Origin of the sequence: Burkholderia cepacia (assembly GCF_001718835.1) — a bacterium.
GTDB classification, from domain to species: domain Bacteria; phylum Pseudomonadota; class Gammaproteobacteria; order Burkholderiales; family Burkholderiaceae; genus Burkholderia; species Burkholderia cepacia_F.
The window spans coordinates 643230-658160 of record NZ_CP013442.1 but is presented as its reverse complement, the minus strand read 5'-3'; the positions used below and the strand labels follow the sequence as shown (position 1 = coordinate 658160).

Below are 14931 nucleotides of genomic sequence, written 5' to 3'. Positions count from 1 at the left end.
GAGGTTCGACGATGTTTTTACCGCAGGAATTCATTCGCCGGAAGCGTGACGGGCAACCGCTCGATCGCGACGGGATCGCCGCGTTCGTGCGCGGCGTGACCGACGGCAGCGTGACCGAAGGCCAGGTCGCCGCGTTCGCGATGGCCGTGTTCTTCAACGACCTGAGCACCGACGAGCGCGTCGCGCTGACACTTGCGCAGCGCGACTCGGGCGACGTGCTCGACTGGCGCGGGCTCGATCTCGGCGGGCCGGTGATTGACAAGCATTCGACCGGCGGCGTCGGCGACGTCGTGTCGCTGATGCTCGGGCCGATGGTGGCCGCGTGCGGCGGCTACGTGCCGATGATCTCGGGGCGCGGGCTCGGCCATACCGGCGGCACGCTCGACAAGCTGAGCGCGATTCCCGGCTACGACGTGACGCCCGATACGGACGTGTTTCGCCGCACGGTGCGCGATGTCGGGGTCGCGATCATCGGGCAGACGGCGCGGCTGGCGCCGGCCGACATGCGCATCTATGCGATTCGCGACGTGACGGCGACTGTCGAATCGATCGCGATGATCACCGCGTCGATCCTGTCGAAGAAGCTCGCGGCCGGGCTCGACGGGCTCGTGATGGACGTGAAGGTCGGCTCCGGCGCATTCATGCCGACCGCCGAACAGTCGGCGGAGCTGGCGCGCAGCATCGTCGACGTCGGCAACGGCGCCGGCATGAAGACGACCGCGATCCTCACCGACATGAACCAGTCGCTCGCGCCTTGCGCGGGCAACGCGCTCGAGGTGGCGTGCGCGATCGACTACCTGACGGGCAAGTCGCGTCCGGCGCGCCTGCATGACGTCACGATGGCGCTGTCGGCGGAGTTGCTCGTCACCGGCGGGCTGGCCGGCGACGCCGCGCGCGCGCACGCGATGCTGCAGCACGCGCTCGATTCGGGGGCGGCGGCCGAACGCTTCGCGAAGATGGTCACGGCGCTCGGCGGCCCCGCGGACCTGATCGACGCACCCGCGCGTCATCTTGCGCGGGCGGAGGTGATCGTGCCGGTACCGTCGCGCGCGAGCGGCGTCGTGCAGCGGGTCGATTGCCGCGCGCTCGGGCTCGCGGTCGTCGCGCTCGGCGGCGGCCGCACGCGCGCGGCGGACGCGATCGACTACCGTGTCGGCCTGACGGCGCTCGCGGAGATCGGGCAGCGTGTCGAAGCCGGCCAGCCGCTCGGCTTCGTGCACGCGCGCGACGCGGACGCCGCCGCGCGCGCGGTCGCGGAAATCCAGCGGATCTACACGGTGGGCGACGCGGGCGACGCGCCGCCGACGATTTATCAGTGGATCGACTGATGCGCGCGGCATCGCATCCCGCCGCACTCCCCCCAACACCCGAGGCATCGTCGCAATGGAACGAGACAAACTGATCGAACAGGCCAAGGCGGCGCGCGAACGCGCGTATGCGCCGTATTCCCGCTTCAAGGTCGGCGCGGCGCTGCTGGCGCGCGACGGGACGGTTTTTCACGGCTGCAATGTCGAGAACGCGTCTTACGGGCTCTGCAACTGCGCGGAACGCACGGCGATGTTTGCGGCGATTGCCGCCGGTTATCGTCCGGGGGATTTCACGCGGCTCGCGGTGGTGGGCGACACGGACGGCCCGATCGCGCCGTGCGGCGCATGCCGCCAGGTGATCGTCGAGATCGGCACGCCGGACATCGAAGTGATCCTGGCCAACCTGAAAGGCGATGTCGAAGTGACGACCGCGCAAGCGCTATTGCCGGGCGCGTTTCGTCTGTAGCGAGCCCGCGCGGCGCGCCGTGACGCCGCCGCGCGGGTTCGGCTGCGTCAGGTGTCAGGCGTCGTCGCTCGCGCCCGCGTCGCGGATCGGGATCACCGTGCGCGCGCCGCACTGGCGCAGCAGGTCGCGCAGCTCGTTGATGACCGGAAACACCTCGTGGTTCCAGTCGGCGCCCTGCCGGTCATGCGCTTCCTGCTCGCGCTCGACGATCCAGCGATCCTCGCGGAAGATGCGCTCGGTGAACCAGACGAGCAGCGGCCACGCGAGATCGAGCGCGAACGGTATGCCGGGCTTGTGGATCGACAGCAGTCCGAACGTGCGGTTGGTGCGCTGCTCGGCGTCGAGCGGCACGTAGACGATCCACAGGTCCATCACGAGCGTGCCTTCGCTCGAGCGGATCTGCAGCGTCTGGTACGGATAACCTGTGCGCACCGTCATCACGCTCTTGTTCGCCTGCTCGCCCGGCTTCTTGCTCGCGCCGAACACGAGCGCCTCGCCGACCGGCTGCTTGCCTTCCATCCGCGCGAACGTGTAATCCACCTCGACCCAGTCGTCGCCGCGGCGGCGGCCGACCGAGCGCGCACGCATCTGCCCCATCTGCTTGCGATGCAGGAACTGGTGGTTCATGTCCATCAGGTTCTCGTGCATGAACGAGTAGTGGCACTTGACCTCGCGGCCGAAGCGGCGCGTCTTGAACGCGCTGTCCTCCGCCGACGGCAGTTCGGGCAGCGGCCGCTCGCCGGCCAGCGCGGCATCGCCAGGGAACACGAAGATCAGCCCGTGCGCTTCGCGGCACGGATACGCGCGCACGCCGTTGGGCAGGCGCTCGCGGCCGAGGTACGGCACGTCGACGCAGCGGCCGCTGTCGCACGCGTAGGTCCAGCCGTGATAGCAGCAGCGCAGCGTCTCGCCGCTCACGACGCCCGCGTGCAGCGGTACCTGGCGGTGCGCGCAACGATCCTCGAGCGCGTACACGGCACCGGATTCAGTGCGTACGAGCACGATCGGATCGCCGGCGAAGCGCACGCCGAGCGTCTTGCCGCGTTTCAGCTCGCGCGACCACGCGAGCGGGTACCAGTGATCGGGATGAATCGGCACGCGCCGCAGGTCACGCGTCTGCGTGCTGGCGGGCGGTTCGACGGGACTGCTGTCCAGCAAAGGCGCGATACGCATGCTTGACGTCTCCATCCGGGGCGGGAGCGGCGATCGTCTCCGAACGCGAGCGGCCGCCGTGATTCAGTCTACGCGAAGTTGCCCGGAGGGAGCCGGCCTTGCGTGGCAGGGCTAGGGTTGTTCTCTACGAATCCGCGCGTGCGGGAGGGCGATGCGGCGATGCGATCCGCGGCAATGCGCAACGATCCGCGTGGCACGACGACATGCACGATGCGGATCGTTGCGCGCGCGTCGATCTCGATGGCGGCGGCCGGCGGCGCGGCGGGACGTCGATACCCGCTGCGCGCGCCTGGCGCGTCAGAGGCGCGTCTGCCGCCACAGCACCGCGTCGGTGCGGTACAGCGCCGGGAAGTACTGCTTCAGCCCGGCGATCTTCGGCATGTCGTTGTACGCGATGTACGGCGCGTCCGGGTGCAGCTCGAGGTAGTTCTGGTGATAGGCCTCGGCCGGGTAGAACCCCTTGTAGTCCTCGACACGCGTGACGACCGGCGCCGGAAACACGTGCGCGGTGCCGAGCTGCGCGATGTAAGCGGTCGCGACCGCACGTTGCTGCGCGGTGGTCGGGAAGATCGCCGACCGGTATTGCGATCCCTCGTCGGGGCCCTGCCGGTTGAGCTCGGTCGGATCGTGCGCGACCGAGAAGAACACCTGCAGCAGCCGGCCGTACGTGATCTGGGTCGGGTCGTAGACGATGCGAACCGATTCCGCGTGCCCGGTCAGCCCCGAGCCGACGAGCGCATAGTGCGCGGTTTCGGACGCGCCGCCCGCATAGCCGGCCGTGACCTGCTTCACGCCCTTCACGTGCTCGAACACGCCCTGCACGCCCCAGAAGCAGCCGCCGGCGAGCACGGCCGTCTCGTCGTGCGATGCGCCGGGCTTTTCGTCGAGTGCGGGCGCCGGCATGGCGGCGACCGGTTCGGCCGAATTGACGGTGCTTTGGTAACCGAACGCGGCCGCGGCGGCGACTGCGAGAACGGCTGCGCGATGCCGGACGACGGCCCCGCGCCGCGGGGCCGGGTTGGGCGATGATGTCGTACTCACGATGTGCTCCTGTGCAAGAAGTCCGCCGGCGCTCAGCCGAACGTGAACGCATAGGCATTCACGCCGGGATCGAGAAACTCGATCGAGAACGTGCGATCGGCGATCGTGCCGGGCTGCCGGACCAGCTGGTACAGGCGTTGTCCGGTCACGGTGCCGTAGCCTTGCGCATCGACGTCGCTGCCGTGCGCGGCGCCGGGAGCCGCGCCGTCGAGCGTCACGCGAAAGCGCACCGGCTTGCCGTCCTCGCCGGGGCCGAGCACCAGGTGCAGGTCGCGTGCGTGGAAGCGGTAGACGATGCGGCCGGCCGGCGCCGCGAGCGTCGCGCGTTCGGCGCCGATCCGCCACGTGCCGGCGAGGCCCCAGTCGTTCAGACCGGGACGAGCCGGCTCGGCGTAGTGGTACGCCGCATCGCGCACCACGCCGCCGGGCGACACGAAATCCTCGGCGCGTGCGTAGCCGACGTAGGTTTCGGGCGAGCGGACGTCCGCGTTGTCGGCGGCCTGCGCGCCTTGCGCGGGCGCGCCGGCAAGCCCGAGCGGCACGTTCAGCGCTTCCGGATGGCCGGCCTCGGCGAGCAGCGACTGGATCGCGTGCTCCGATTCCGCGTACTCGCCTTCGCCGAAGTGGTGACGGCGCACGCGGCCCCGCGCGTCGACGAAGTAGTGCGCGGGCCAGTATTCGTTGTTGAATGCGCGCCAGATCGTGAAGTGGTTGTCGATCGCGACCGGGAAGTCGATGCCCAGGTCGTGCACGGCCTTCTTCACGTTGCCGATGTCGCGCTCGAACGCGAATTCGGGCGCGTGCACGCCGATCACGACGAGCCCGTACGGCGCGTACTTGCGCGCCCACGCGGTCGTGTACGGCAGCGTGCGCAGGCAGTTGATGCACGAATACGTCCAGAAATCGACCAGCACCACCTTGCCGCGCAGGCCGGCCGCCGTCAGCGGCGGCGAGTTCAGCCACTGCACCGCGCCGTCGAGCGACGGCAGCGTGCCCTCGACGGGCAGCGTGGCCGGTGCGGCGGCGGCGCGCATCGCCTGCACGGCCGGTTGCGGCGACGTGTCCGCGGCCCGCATCATCGCGCCGTCCGGCTGCACGGGCGCGCCTGCGGCGGTCGTCGTGCCGTCCGCGGCGCCCGTCGCGGCCATCGCCGGTTGCGCGGCCGGCCCGCGCCCCGAGAGGCGGTCGACGAGCTTCGTCTCGAGCCCGCCCGTCGTGACGGTCGACAGTTGCGCGAGTGCGCCCGTGTCGAGGCCGAGCGCGATCGCACCGACGCCGGCCAGCAGCGCCGCGCCGATCCCGCGCTTGATCCATTCGCCGGCGCCGAGCGAGCGCTTCATCGCGGCGAACACCTTGCCGCCGATCACGAGCGCGACGCCGAGCGACGTCGCCGCGCCGGCCGCATACGCGACCAGCAGCAGCGTCGTGCCGACGCTTGCACCGCGCAGCGCGGCGCCGGTCAGCACGAGCCCGAGGATCGGGCCCGCGCACGGCGCCCACAGCAGGCCGGTCGCGACGCCGAGCAGCAGCGACGACGCGGGGCCGGCCGGGCGGCCGTCGCGTTGCGCGAAGCCGGTGAGGCGGTTGCCGGCGGCGACGAGCGGGCGCGTCAGGTGCTCCGCGAGGCGCGGCATCAGCAACGTCAGGCCGAACACCGCGAGCAGCACGATGGCGACCCAGCGGCCGGCCTGGTTGGCCTGCGCGACCCAGCCGCCGCCGACGGCCGCGAGCGTCGCGACGACGGCGAACGTGAGCGCCATGCCGGCCAGCAGCGGCAGGCCGGTGCGGACGAACGGCTGGTCGGCGCGCGCGAACACGAACGGCAGCACGGGCAGGATGCACGGGCTCAGGATCGTGAGCACGCCGCCGAGATAGGCAAGGACGATGAGCAGCATGAGGCAGTCTCCGTGGGGTTTCGGGGCGGGATCAGGCCGGGGTCGGATGGAACGTGAGGGCGAGGCCGTTCATGCAGTAGCGCAGGCCGGTCGGCGGCGGGCCGTCGTCGAACACGTGGCCGAGATGGCCGCCGCAGCGGCGGCAGTGCACTTCGGTGCGGATCATCCCGAACGACGCGTCGGTGTGGGTGGCGACCGCGTGGTCGAGCGGCTTCCAGAAGCTCGGCCAGCCCGTATGGCTGTCGAACTTGGTGGCCGACGAGAACAGCGCGAGGTCGCAGCCGGCGCACGCGAACGTGCCGTGCCGGTGCTCGTCGTTCAGCGGGCTGGTGTACGGCCGTTCGGTGCCGGCTTCGCGCAGGACCGTGTACTGGGCGGGCGTGAGCCGGCGATGCCATTCGGCGTCGCTGAGGGTGACTTCGAAGCCGCCGGCCGCCGGGGCGGCGACGGCGCTGCGCAACAGCGCGCGGCGGCCCGCGGAGGTCAGCGCGGCGAGCGCGGCGAGGCCGGTGGCGCCGGCGAACAGCAGATGTCTGCGGGTGGGCATGATGGGCTCCTGGCAGCAGGTCCTGAAAACATGCGCCCATCGTAGTCAGCGGCCGGTGTCGAAGTCCTCACGGAAAGTTAAAAGATTTGTGATGTCTGGGACAGTCGCCGGCAACGGCGGCATTGCCGCAGCGCGTCCGAGCGCCCCGTAGTGGAGGACAGGTCGTCGGCGGCCATCGGTTTGTGGCACTGCGCGCACGCTGCGGCAGCGTCCGCGATCTGGTGACGCGCGGGAGGAAGCAAGCTGCGCGGATCCGGTTCGTCCATCGCTTAGCGTGCGAAACCGTGCCGCGGCACGATCACGTGCTCGCGGAAGCTGCCCTGGACGCAGATCCGCGCCCAGTCGCCACCGCCTCGCTCGGGCAGACGGTCTTCCTGGTAGATATCCTGAAACGCCTTGTCGTGATCGACCAGGTCGAGGAGGCGGCCGTAGTCGGACGGGGTCTTCATATGAACGAGCCAATGCATTTTGCCGTGACGTCCGAACACTTCCTCGTAGACGAGCGCGACCGCGTCGGGAGACAGCTTCACGTTCATATAGTTCTGAAGCTGGATCGCGAACGCGCGCGCCTCGGGCAGATAGTCGTGCGCTGGCCCTGGGCGAGCTGGCGCTGGGTCGTTCAGATGCCGCGCCGACTAGGCCGCGACGAGTTCAAGCAGGTGGTGCGTGGTGTTCCAGTTGCGGGTCGTGGCCTGCGTGCCAGTCAGCCGTTCGACGAAGCTGTTGTTCAGCTTGGTGCGTCCATATCCGTTCGGGCAATGGACATAGACCACGCGCTCGCCGACCGCGTACTCGTCGGGAAGATAGTCTTTCGACGCGGCGCTGCCGGCTTGGGCGCCCGCCATCTTCAGGAACGAGAAGTGCAGCTTGGACGGGTCGTACTCGCGCCAGTGCTTCGGTAGTGCGTCGATCACGGCCGAGAGGCCGGCCTTGGTGAGCGCCATCACGGAGACATCGGCATAGCCGAAACGGTCGGCGATTTCGCGCTCGAGCGTTGATTCGAGTTCGGCTGCCTTCAGCGTCGATTCGAGAACCAGATTGCCGCTCTGCAAGTAGCTGACGGCGTTCCGGAATTTCAAATCCGTGCACATTTCCAGCAATTCTTTCATTGTCACCTTGCGATGGCCGCTGACGTTGATTCCTCTAAGCAGGCAGATGTAACGCATGGATATAAGGGATTCTGGTGGAAGGAGGATCCATTCTATAGAGGAAGACCAACAAGGTCCTCCGCCGTGAATGCCGCCGGCCGATACCGCCGGTGATGAGTCGTGTAACGGCGTCAATCACCCAATTTGAATCGAATTTCAGATCAATCTCCTGTTATTTATCGCAGGGCCTAACGAATCGGCATGTCGCCATGCAAGATTGTAAACAAATTCAAATCAAATCGACAAAATATTGAGTTTAATGCTTGCGCTTGCGCGCGCGACATAAAAATGCCAATAAAGTTGACTTTGAAAACGCCGTGTACTACCTTGTCGACTCGATGAGCTTTCAGCTAACGGAGATTTAGATTGTTTAAAGAGGATCGCATCATTATCGCAATGTCCCGTTGAAGAAACTCCCCCGAGTCTGTCGGCCAGCGCTTTGATGTGCGTCGTTCTGGCACGCCCTTACGCTTTTCAGTGCGGAAAACAAAACGGGCCGGGTTCAGTGGCCGATCAAGTCAGTTCCTGGCTTGCTAATGCCGGTTAACAGGCAAGATAGATTCAAAATCAATACCGAGATATTTAAGAAAACAAGATTGCCGAGTGATGTGGCGCTGATTTGATCGATAAGCCTGATATCACGGGGCTCGTGACTGCCTGAGAGTCACGTCGGTTTCTTGTTTTTTATTGCAACAGTGCTTTTATTGGGATTTGGTCGAGAAACGACCTAATTCGAACCTTTCTTGCGCGAAAGTCGCCGAAGCCGCAATGGTGTCGTCTGTATGAGGCACTAAGCGACTCCGTTGCGAATTCGATGTGCCTGTCACAAATGAGCAAGAGATTGAAGGGGCCGTGCATCAATGCATATTCGTATTTTTTCATGGAAATACCCGGTGTTTTCCGAGTGCGCGCCGACGGATCGGGGCCGGCATTCAGATGATGGACATGCACCCATGGCCGCGACGCCCCGCGGGGATGGCGTTACCTTGTGCCGGACGCGCGGGCAGCGCGGTACGGATGTTCATTGAACGGAACATCGGGAAGAGAGGGACCGAGTGACACATTCGCTTGATTCATTTGCAGAGCAAAAGCTCGCGGAGCTGAGCGCGTCGAACTTGCGTCGCGCACTCACGGAAACAGATCGAAGCGAAGGAATCTGGATCCGCCGGGACGGACGCCGGCTGCTTTCGTTCTCGTGCAACGACTACCTCAATCTCACCCAGCATCCGGTGGTGAAGCAAGCGGCGATCGCCGCGATTCGCCGCTATGGGGCCGGTGCCGGCGCGTCGCGGCTCGTGACCGGCAATCACCCGCTGTTCGCCGATCTCGAAGCGCGGCTCGCCGGCCTGATGGGCACGGAGACCGCCTGCGTGTTCGGCTCGGGTTACCTCGCGAACTCGGGCATTGTCCCGGCCCTCGTCGGCAAGGAGGATCTGATCCTCATCGACGAACTCGCGCACGGCTGCCTGTGGGCGGGCGCGCAGTTGTCGCGCGGCCGGATCGTCGGGTTCCGGCATAACGATCTCGCCCACGTCGAGGCGCTGCTGGACGAGCACCGGCGCGCGCATGGCAAGGCGATCCTGTTGACCGACGGCGTGTTCTCACAGGACGGCGACATCGCACCGCTCGAGGAGTTGGTCGCGCTTGGCGATCGTTTTGACACCTGGGTGATGTCCGACGACGCGCACGGCATCGGTGTCGTGGGGCAAGGGCGCGGCGCGACCTTCGCGACCGGGCGCGACGCGCGCGTACCCCTGAAGATGGGCACGCTAGGCAAGGCGGTGGGCAGCTACGGCGGCTACCTCGCAGCCTCGGCCCCGGTGATCGACTTGATCCGCAACCGCGCGCGCACCTATGGACTGACGACGGGCCAACCCCCGGCGACGGTCGCGGCGACCATCGCGTCGCTCGAGATCATCGCCACCGATCCGGCGCTTGTCGAGCGGCCGCTCGCGAAAGCGAAGGCGTTCGCGGCGTCGCTGGGCATCCCCGAGCCGCAGACTCCGATCGTGCCGATCATCATCGGCGACGAGATGGCCACGCTGAACGCATCGCGCATGCTTGCCGATGAAGGCTTCTTCGTGACCGCGATCCGTCCGCCCACGGTGCCGCGCGGCACGGCCCGCCTGCGCGTCCTGATCACCGCAGGCCATCCCGACGACGAGATCGAGCGTCTCGCGACGGTGATCCGGCAGCGCGTTCCGCGCTCGGACGCACCGGCCGGGGGCTGATCATCCGCAGTAGTCCGTGCGGCGGGCGCGGCGCGCCCGTCATTGCTGCTTCCTGTCGGCCGCCTCGACGTCGCGTGGCGCGACCGATTCATGGAGAAGACATGAGGGAACCTGGAGAGAAGGGGCGCGCGCTCGTCATAGGTGCCGGCGTGGCCGGCCTGACGACTGCGCTGTGCCTGCACAAGCGCGGCATCAGCGTGACGGTCGTCGGCGAGAAATTCGCGCCAAACATCACGTCGGTGGTGGCCGGCGCCCTGTGGGAATGGCCGCCCGCCGTCTGTGGCTATCACCACGACGAGGTTTCGCTGGAGCGCTCGAAGCACTGGTGCATGGTCTCGTTCCGCAAGTTCGAGACGCTCGCGGCCGATCCGGCGACCGGCGTCTACATCCGTCCGGTCAATTTCTACTTCCGCAACCGCATCGAGGAGCACGCGCTCCATCTCGAGAAGATGAACGAGATCCGCCAGCACGTGCCGGGTTTCCGGCGCGATCCGGCACTGATCCGCGAGAACGGCGTGAATCCGGACTTCGGACTCGTCGACGCGTATTGCCATCTCGCGCCGATGGTCGATACGGACGTCTACATGGCCTGGCTGCTGGGTCAGGTGATCGCAAAGAACATCCGGGTCATCCAGCAGCGGATCGAAGGCGACCTGCAGGCGAACGAGGCGCGCCTGAAGGCGGACTTTGGCGTCGATGCGATCGTCAACTGCGCGGGCCTCGGGGCGGCCGAGCTGAGCGGCGAGCCGATGTATCCGCTGCGCGGCGCCGTGATCCGCCTCGTGAACGACGGCAGCAGGATCCCGCGCCTCGATCAGGCGCACTGCGTGTCACACGACCACGTGACGGGCGTCGACGAGATCGTGTTCATCGTGCCGCGCGGCGAGGACCGCATCGTGCTCGGCGCGATCGCGGAAGCCGACGAATGGAGCACGGACATCGGGTTCGACAATCACGAGCCGATCCGGCGGATGTACCGGCGGGGCATCGAGTTCATGCCCGCGCTCGCGAACGCCGAGATCGATCCGGGCGAGCCGGTGCGGGCCGGGCTGCGGCCGTTCAGGCATGGCAACGTGCGGCTCGAAGCGGTATCGGGCACGCACATCCTGCACAACTACGCGCATGGTGGGGCCGGTGTGACGTTGTCGTGGGGATGCGCGCTCGAGGCTGCGGAACGGGTCGAACACATGCTGTCGGCCGGGCCGGCAGGCATCGAGCAGGATGGCCGTCCGGGCGCGCGCGCCGACGACGTGCCGGCCGGGGCTTGATCATGCGAGCGATCGTGTGTGAAGCCTATGACGGCACCGGGGCGCTGGCGCTGCGGGACGTGACGTCGGCGCCGCTCGCGGCGGGCGAGGCGCGGATCGACGTGCATGCGTGCGGCATCAATTTCGCGGACACGTTGATCGTCGAGGGGCGCTACCAGACCAAGCCGGCGCTGCCGTTCGTGCCGGGTTTCGAAATTGCGGGCACGGTCGTCGAGACGGCGCCCGGCGTGACGTCGGTGTCGGTCGGCGACCGGGTGATGGGCATCCTTGCGTGGGGCGGCTTCGCGGACGAGGTCGTGCTGCCTGCCGCGAACCTGTTCAGGATGCCAGCGTCGATGGATTTCACGACCGGCGCAGGTTTCGCCATCGCCTACGGCACGTCGTACGGCGCGCTCACGTGGCGCGCGAAGCTGCAGGAGGGCGAGACGCTGCTGGTGCACGGCGCGGGCAGCGGCACCGGCCTGACCGCTATCGAAGTGGGCCGGGCGCTCGGTGCCACGGTGATCGCGGTGGCGAGCTCGGAGGACAAGCGGGCGGCTGCCCGCCGCAGCGGCGCGCACCACGTGATCGAGGCCGGCCGGGACGATTTTCGCGAGCAGGTGAAGGCGCTGACCGGCGGGAAGGGGGTGAACGTCGTGTACGACCCGGTCGGCGGGGCCGCGTTCGACGCCAGCCTGCGGGTGGTCGCGCCCGAGGCGCGCATCGTCGTCATCGGTTTCGCGAGCGGTGAGATCCCGCGCGTGCCGGCGAACCTGCTGCTGGTCAAGAACTGCGACGTGATGGGCTTCTACTGGGGGCACTACCGGGCGAGCCGGCCGGACTGGGTGCGCAAGGCGTTCGCCACGCTGTTCGGCTGGTTCGAGGCCGGCAAGCTCGCACCGCACGTGTCGCGCGTCATGGAACTGTCGGAGGCTGCGGACGCAATCGAGCTGCTGCGCCAGCGCAAGGTGGCCGGAAAGGTGGTGCTTAGCACCGGGCGGAACTGACTGCCGTCCGACTTTCATCTCAATCAACGGAATCGTTCACATGAGTCATGACACGTCGTCGGACGGCGTTCGCGCGTCCGCAGGCAATCGGAGCGCCGACGCGGCCGTCCGGCACGACTGGACGCAAGAAGAGATCGCGGCGCTGTTCGCCGCGCCGCTGACGGATCTTCTGTACGACGCGCAGACGATCCAGCGCCGCTTCCATGCGGGACGTCCGCTGCAGATTTCGCAGCTGCTGTCGATCAAGACCGGCGGATGTCCGGAGGACTGCGGCTATTGCAGCCAGTCAGTGCATGCCGACACGATGCTGCCGGCCAGCAAGCTGATGGATCTCGATGCGGTGCTGGCTGCCGCGGCGTCCGCGAAGGCGGCCGGCGTGCAGCGGTTCTGCATGGGCGCGGCGTGGCGCAGCCCGCGCGAGCGGGATCTCGAGCGTGTGTGCGACATGGTCAAGGGCGTGAAGGCGCTCGGCCTCGAGACCTGCGTGACGCTCGGCATGCTGACCGGGCCGCAGGCCGCGCGGCTGGCGGATGCCGGCCTGGATTTCTACAACCACAACATCGACACCGGGCCGGCGTATTACCCGACGGTGGCGAGCACGCGCACGCTCGACGATCGCCTGGAGACGCTCGACCACGTGCGCGGCGCGGGCCTCAAGGTGTGCTGCGGCGGCATCGTCGGCATGGGCGAGACCCGCGACGACCGTATCGGCATGCTGCAGACCCTCGCGAACCTGCCGGTCCATCCCGAGTCGGTGCCGATCAACTCGCTGATGCGGGTTCCCGGCACCGCGCTGGCCGCAGCCGACGGCGTCGACGGGCTGGAGTTCGTGCGCACTATCGCGGTTGCCCGGATCCTGATGCCGGAATCGGTGGTCCGCCTGTCGGCCGGCCGGGAGCACATGAGCGACGAACTGCAGGCGCTGTGCTTCCTGGCCGGCGCCGGCTCGGTGTTCGTCGGCGACCGGCTGCTGACGACGCCTAACCCGACGCTCGAGCGGGATGAGCATCTGATCACGAGACTGGGCGCGCGCTGATCGAGCGTCCGCGTCGACCCGACACCATTCGCATTTCTTTACGAGGGGCCGTCATGCATGTCCTTGGCATTAGCGGGCTGGACCGCGCCATTTCGTTTCGCGAGCAGCATTACCCGGATATCCAGCGCCGTGAACTGCGCATTACGCAAGGGCTGGACGCCGCCGCGGCGCTCGTCGGCCCGGGCGGCATCGTCGGCGCGGCGGCGGAAGAGCGCTTCACGGGCCAAAAGGGCATCGAGCGCTTTCCGGCCGGTGCGATCGACGCAGTGCTGGCCCGGGCGGGCCTGCGGCTCGACCAGGTCGATCGCATCGCGCACGGATTCGCCTACGATGCCGTCGCCGCATCGCTGGCGCAGACGGGCGATGCGCGCGTGGAGTTCGAGCAGGTCCAGTCGCGCGACGCGCAACTGAGCGTGCTGCGCGAACGCTGGGGCGACGGGCCGTGGGACGAGAAGTTCGTGCAGGTGCCGCACCATCTCGCTCACGCGGCCAGTGCCTACTACCCGAGCGGCATGGACGACGCGCTGGTGTTCGTCTCCGACGGGATGGGCGAGACCGAGAGCGCGTCGATCTGGACGGGCCGCAATGGCCGCCTCACCCGGGTCGCGAGCGTATCGCACCGGCATTCGCTCGGCGTGCTGTACGGGCTGTTCACGCTGCACCTCGGGTTCCGCTTCAACTCGGGCGAATACAAGGTGATGGGGCTGGCACCGTATGGCGACCCGCGCCCGTACTTCGCGAAGCTGAGCGAGCTGGTGCGCCTGCAGGACGACGGCTTCTACACGATTCCGGTCCTGCAGCTGAACGAGACGCCGCTCGAGATGGCGACCTATCGCGCGTCGTCGCGGGTCATCGAAGAACTGTTCGGCAAGCCGCGCCTGCCGGACGAGCCGATCACCCAGGCCCACATGGATCTCGCCGCCGCGCTGCAGGCCGTGCTGCAGAACACGACGCTGCATACGCTGCAGACCTTCAAGGCGAGCACCGGCGCGCGCCACCTTTGCATGGCGGGCGGCGTCGCGCTCAACTGCACCGCGAACGGCGTCGTGCTGCGCAGCCGGCTGTTCAAGCGCACCTTCGTGCAGCCCGCTTCGGGCGACGACGGTACGGCGCTCGGCGCAGCGCTCTACGTACAGAGCGAGCATGACCCGGATGCGGTGATGCAGCCGATGAGCATGCCGTTCTGGGGCACGCACGAGGACGACGGCGCGATCCGCGCGGCGCTCGACAAGCCGTGGCTCGACGTGCGCCGCTTCGACGACGCGGCGGAGCTGGCGCGCGTGACGGCGGACCTGCTCGCGCGCGAGCAGATCGTCGGCTGGTTCCAGGGCGCGATGGAATTCGGTCCGCGTGCGCTCGGCAATCGCAGCATCCTCGCCGATCCGCGCTCGCCGTCGATGCGTGCGCGCGTCAACGCGCTGGTGAAGAAGCGCGAGGACTTCCGGCCGTTCGCGCCGGCCGTGCTGGCCCACCGTGCGCCGGAATTCTTCGACATCAAGGCGGGCGAAGTGGAGACCTTCGCACACATGCTGTACGTGACCGGTGTGAAGGCCGCGCACCGGAACGCGTTGCCGGCCGTCACGCATTGCGACGGCTCCGCGCGCGTGCAGACGGTGTTCGCCGATCGCAATCCGCGCTTTTATCAGTTGCTCGAAGCGTTCGAGCATGCGGCGGGCATTCCGATCCTGCTGAACACCTCCTTCAACGTGCGCGGCCAGCCGATCGTTCGCACGGCGGACGAAGCGGTCGAGACGTTCCGCGAAGCGCGCCTCGACGCGCTGGTGATCGGGAATTACCTGGCAACGCTGAAGGCTTGAAGACAACGACGACACG

Annotated in this window: 13 protein-coding genes; 7 read left to right on the top strand and 6 right to left on the bottom strand. The window is 67.7% G+C overall.

Going from position 1 to position 14931, the window contains the following annotated elements; all coding sequences use genetic code 11:
- Positions 1 to 11 precede the first annotated feature (11 nt).
- Positions 12 to 1328 (top strand): thymidine phosphorylase, encoded by a 1317-nt coding sequence (gene deoA / locus WT26_RS02525; RefSeq protein WP_069272102.1) that lies wholly within the window; start codon positions 12 to 14, stop codon positions 1326 to 1328.
- A 55-nt stretch (positions 1329 to 1383) separates the two neighbouring features.
- Positions 1384 to 1773: a cytidine deaminase gene (locus WT26_RS02520; protein ID WP_069272101.1), complete on the top strand. Its 390-nt coding sequence runs from the start codon at positions 1384 to 1386 to the stop codon at positions 1771 to 1773.
- Positions 1774 to 1827: 54 nt separating this feature from the next.
- Here WT26_RS02520 and WT26_RS02515 read toward each other — a convergent pair whose 3' ends face one another.
- From WT26_RS02515 to WT26_RS02490, 6 genes are all read right to left on the bottom strand, one after another.
- Positions 1828 to 2946, bottom strand: coding sequence for an aromatic ring-hydroxylating oxygenase subunit alpha (locus WT26_RS02515; protein ID WP_069272180.1), 1119 nt, complete (start codon positions 2944 to 2946; stop codon positions 1828 to 1830).
- A gap of 297 nt (positions 2947 to 3243) precedes the next feature.
- Positions 3244 to 3987 carry a peptide-methionine (S)-S-oxide reductase MsrA gene (gene msrA, locus WT26_RS02510; protein ID WP_069272100.1) on the bottom strand — a complete coding sequence of 248 codons (744 nt, stop codon included), beginning with the start codon at positions 3985 to 3987 and terminating at the stop codon, positions 3244 to 3246.
- Between the two features lie 32 nt (positions 3988 to 4019).
- Positions 4020 to 5882 carry a cytochrome c biogenesis protein DipZ gene (locus tag WT26_RS02505; protein WP_069272099.1) on the bottom strand — a complete coding sequence of 621 codons (1863 nt, stop codon included), beginning with the start codon at positions 5880 to 5882 and terminating at the stop codon, positions 4020 to 4022.
- A 31-nt stretch (positions 5883 to 5913) separates the two neighbouring features.
- Complete coding sequence (msrB, locus tag WT26_RS02500; protein ID WP_069272098.1) at positions 5914 to 6429, bottom strand: peptide-methionine (R)-S-oxide reductase MsrB; 516 nt, start codon at positions 6427 to 6429, stop codon at positions 5914 to 5916.
- A 269-nt stretch (positions 6430 to 6698) separates the two neighbouring features.
- Positions 6699 to 6965 carry a DUF6039 family protein gene (locus WT26_RS02495; protein WP_069269633.1) on the bottom strand — a complete coding sequence of 89 codons (267 nt, stop codon included), beginning with the start codon at positions 6963 to 6965 and terminating at the stop codon, positions 6699 to 6701.
- 99 nt (positions 6966 to 7064) lie between these two features.
- Positions 7065 to 7595, bottom strand: coding sequence for a DUF1697 domain-containing protein (locus WT26_RS02490; protein ID WP_069269632.1), 531 nt, complete (start codon positions 7593 to 7595; stop codon positions 7065 to 7067).
- 1211 nt (positions 7596 to 8806) lie between these two features.
- On the opposite strand from WT26_RS02490, the gene WT26_RS02485 reads away from it, so the two are divergent.
- The 5 genes from WT26_RS02485 (at position 8807) to WT26_RS02465 (ending at position 14915) form a co-directional block, all read left to right on the top strand.
- Complete coding sequence (locus tag WT26_RS02485; RefSeq protein ID WP_230461529.1) at positions 8807 to 9808, top strand: aminotransferase class I/II-fold pyridoxal phosphate-dependent enzyme; 1002 nt, start codon at positions 8807 to 8809, stop codon at positions 9806 to 9808.
- 101 nt (positions 9809 to 9909) lie between these two features.
- Positions 9910 to 11076 (top strand): FAD-dependent oxidoreductase, encoded by a 1167-nt coding sequence (locus WT26_RS02480; RefSeq protein WP_059716686.1) that lies wholly within the window; start codon positions 9910 to 9912, stop codon positions 11074 to 11076.
- A gap of 2 nt (positions 11077 to 11078) precedes the next feature.
- Positions 11079 to 12062, top strand: a complete 984-nt coding sequence (locus WT26_RS02475; protein ID WP_069269630.1) for an NADPH:quinone oxidoreductase family protein — start codon at positions 11079 to 11081, stop codon at positions 12060 to 12062.
- A gap of 40 nt (positions 12063 to 12102) precedes the next feature.
- The gene (bioB, locus tag WT26_RS02470; RefSeq protein WP_080485601.1) at positions 12103 to 13098 is read left to right on the top strand and encodes a biotin synthase BioB; all 996 of its coding nucleotides are present in this window, start codon (positions 12103 to 12105) and stop codon (positions 13096 to 13098) included.
- Positions 13099 to 13151: 53 nt separating this feature from the next.
- Complete coding sequence (locus WT26_RS02465) at positions 13152 to 14915, top strand: carbamoyltransferase (protein ID WP_060154208.1); 1764 nt, start codon at positions 13152 to 13154, stop codon at positions 14913 to 14915.
- The last annotated feature ends 16 nt before the right edge of the window (positions 14916 to 14931 follow it).

What these genes read in the sequence shown, in the direction of transcription:
- deoA (WP_069272102.1), top strand. Translation starts at nt 12, where the DNA reads ATGTTTTTACCGCAGGAATTCATTCGCCGGAAGCGTGACGGGCAACCG.
- WT26_RS02520 (WP_069272101.1), top strand. Translation starts at nt 1,384, where the DNA reads ATGGAACGAGACAAACTGATCGAACAGGCCAAGGCGGCGCGCGAACGC.
- WT26_RS02515 (WP_069272180.1), bottom strand. Translation starts at nt 2,946, where the DNA reads ATGCGTATCGCGCCTTTGCTGGACAGCAGTCCCGTCGAACCGCCCGCC.
- WT26_RS02505 (WP_069272099.1), bottom strand. Translation starts at nt 5,882, where the DNA reads ATGCTGCTCATCGTCCTTGCCTATCTCGGCGGCGTGCTCACGATCCTG.
- msrB (WP_069272098.1), bottom strand. Translation starts at nt 6,429, where the DNA reads ATGCCCACCCGCAGACATCTGCTGTTCGCCGGCGCCACCGGCCTCGCC.
- WT26_RS02495 (WP_069269633.1), bottom strand. Translation starts at nt 6,965, where the DNA reads ATGAACGTGAAGCTGTCTCCCGACGCGGTCGCGCTCGTCTACGAGGAA.
- WT26_RS02490 (WP_069269632.1), bottom strand. Translation starts at nt 7,595, where the DNA reads ATGCGTTACATCTGCCTGCTTAGAGGAATCAACGTCAGCGGCCATCGC.
- WT26_RS02480 (WP_059716686.1), top strand. Translation starts at nt 9,910, where the DNA reads ATGAGGGAACCTGGAGAGAAGGGGCGCGCGCTCGTCATAGGTGCCGGC.
- WT26_RS02475 (WP_069269630.1), top strand. Translation starts at nt 11,079, where the DNA reads ATGCGAGCGATCGTGTGTGAAGCCTATGACGGCACCGGGGCGCTGGCG.
- bioB (WP_080485601.1), top strand. Translation starts at nt 12,103, where the DNA reads ATGAGTCATGACACGTCGTCGGACGGCGTTCGCGCGTCCGCAGGCAAT.
- WT26_RS02465 (WP_060154208.1), top strand. Translation starts at nt 13,152, where the DNA reads ATGCATGTCCTTGGCATTAGCGGGCTGGACCGCGCCATTTCGTTTCGC.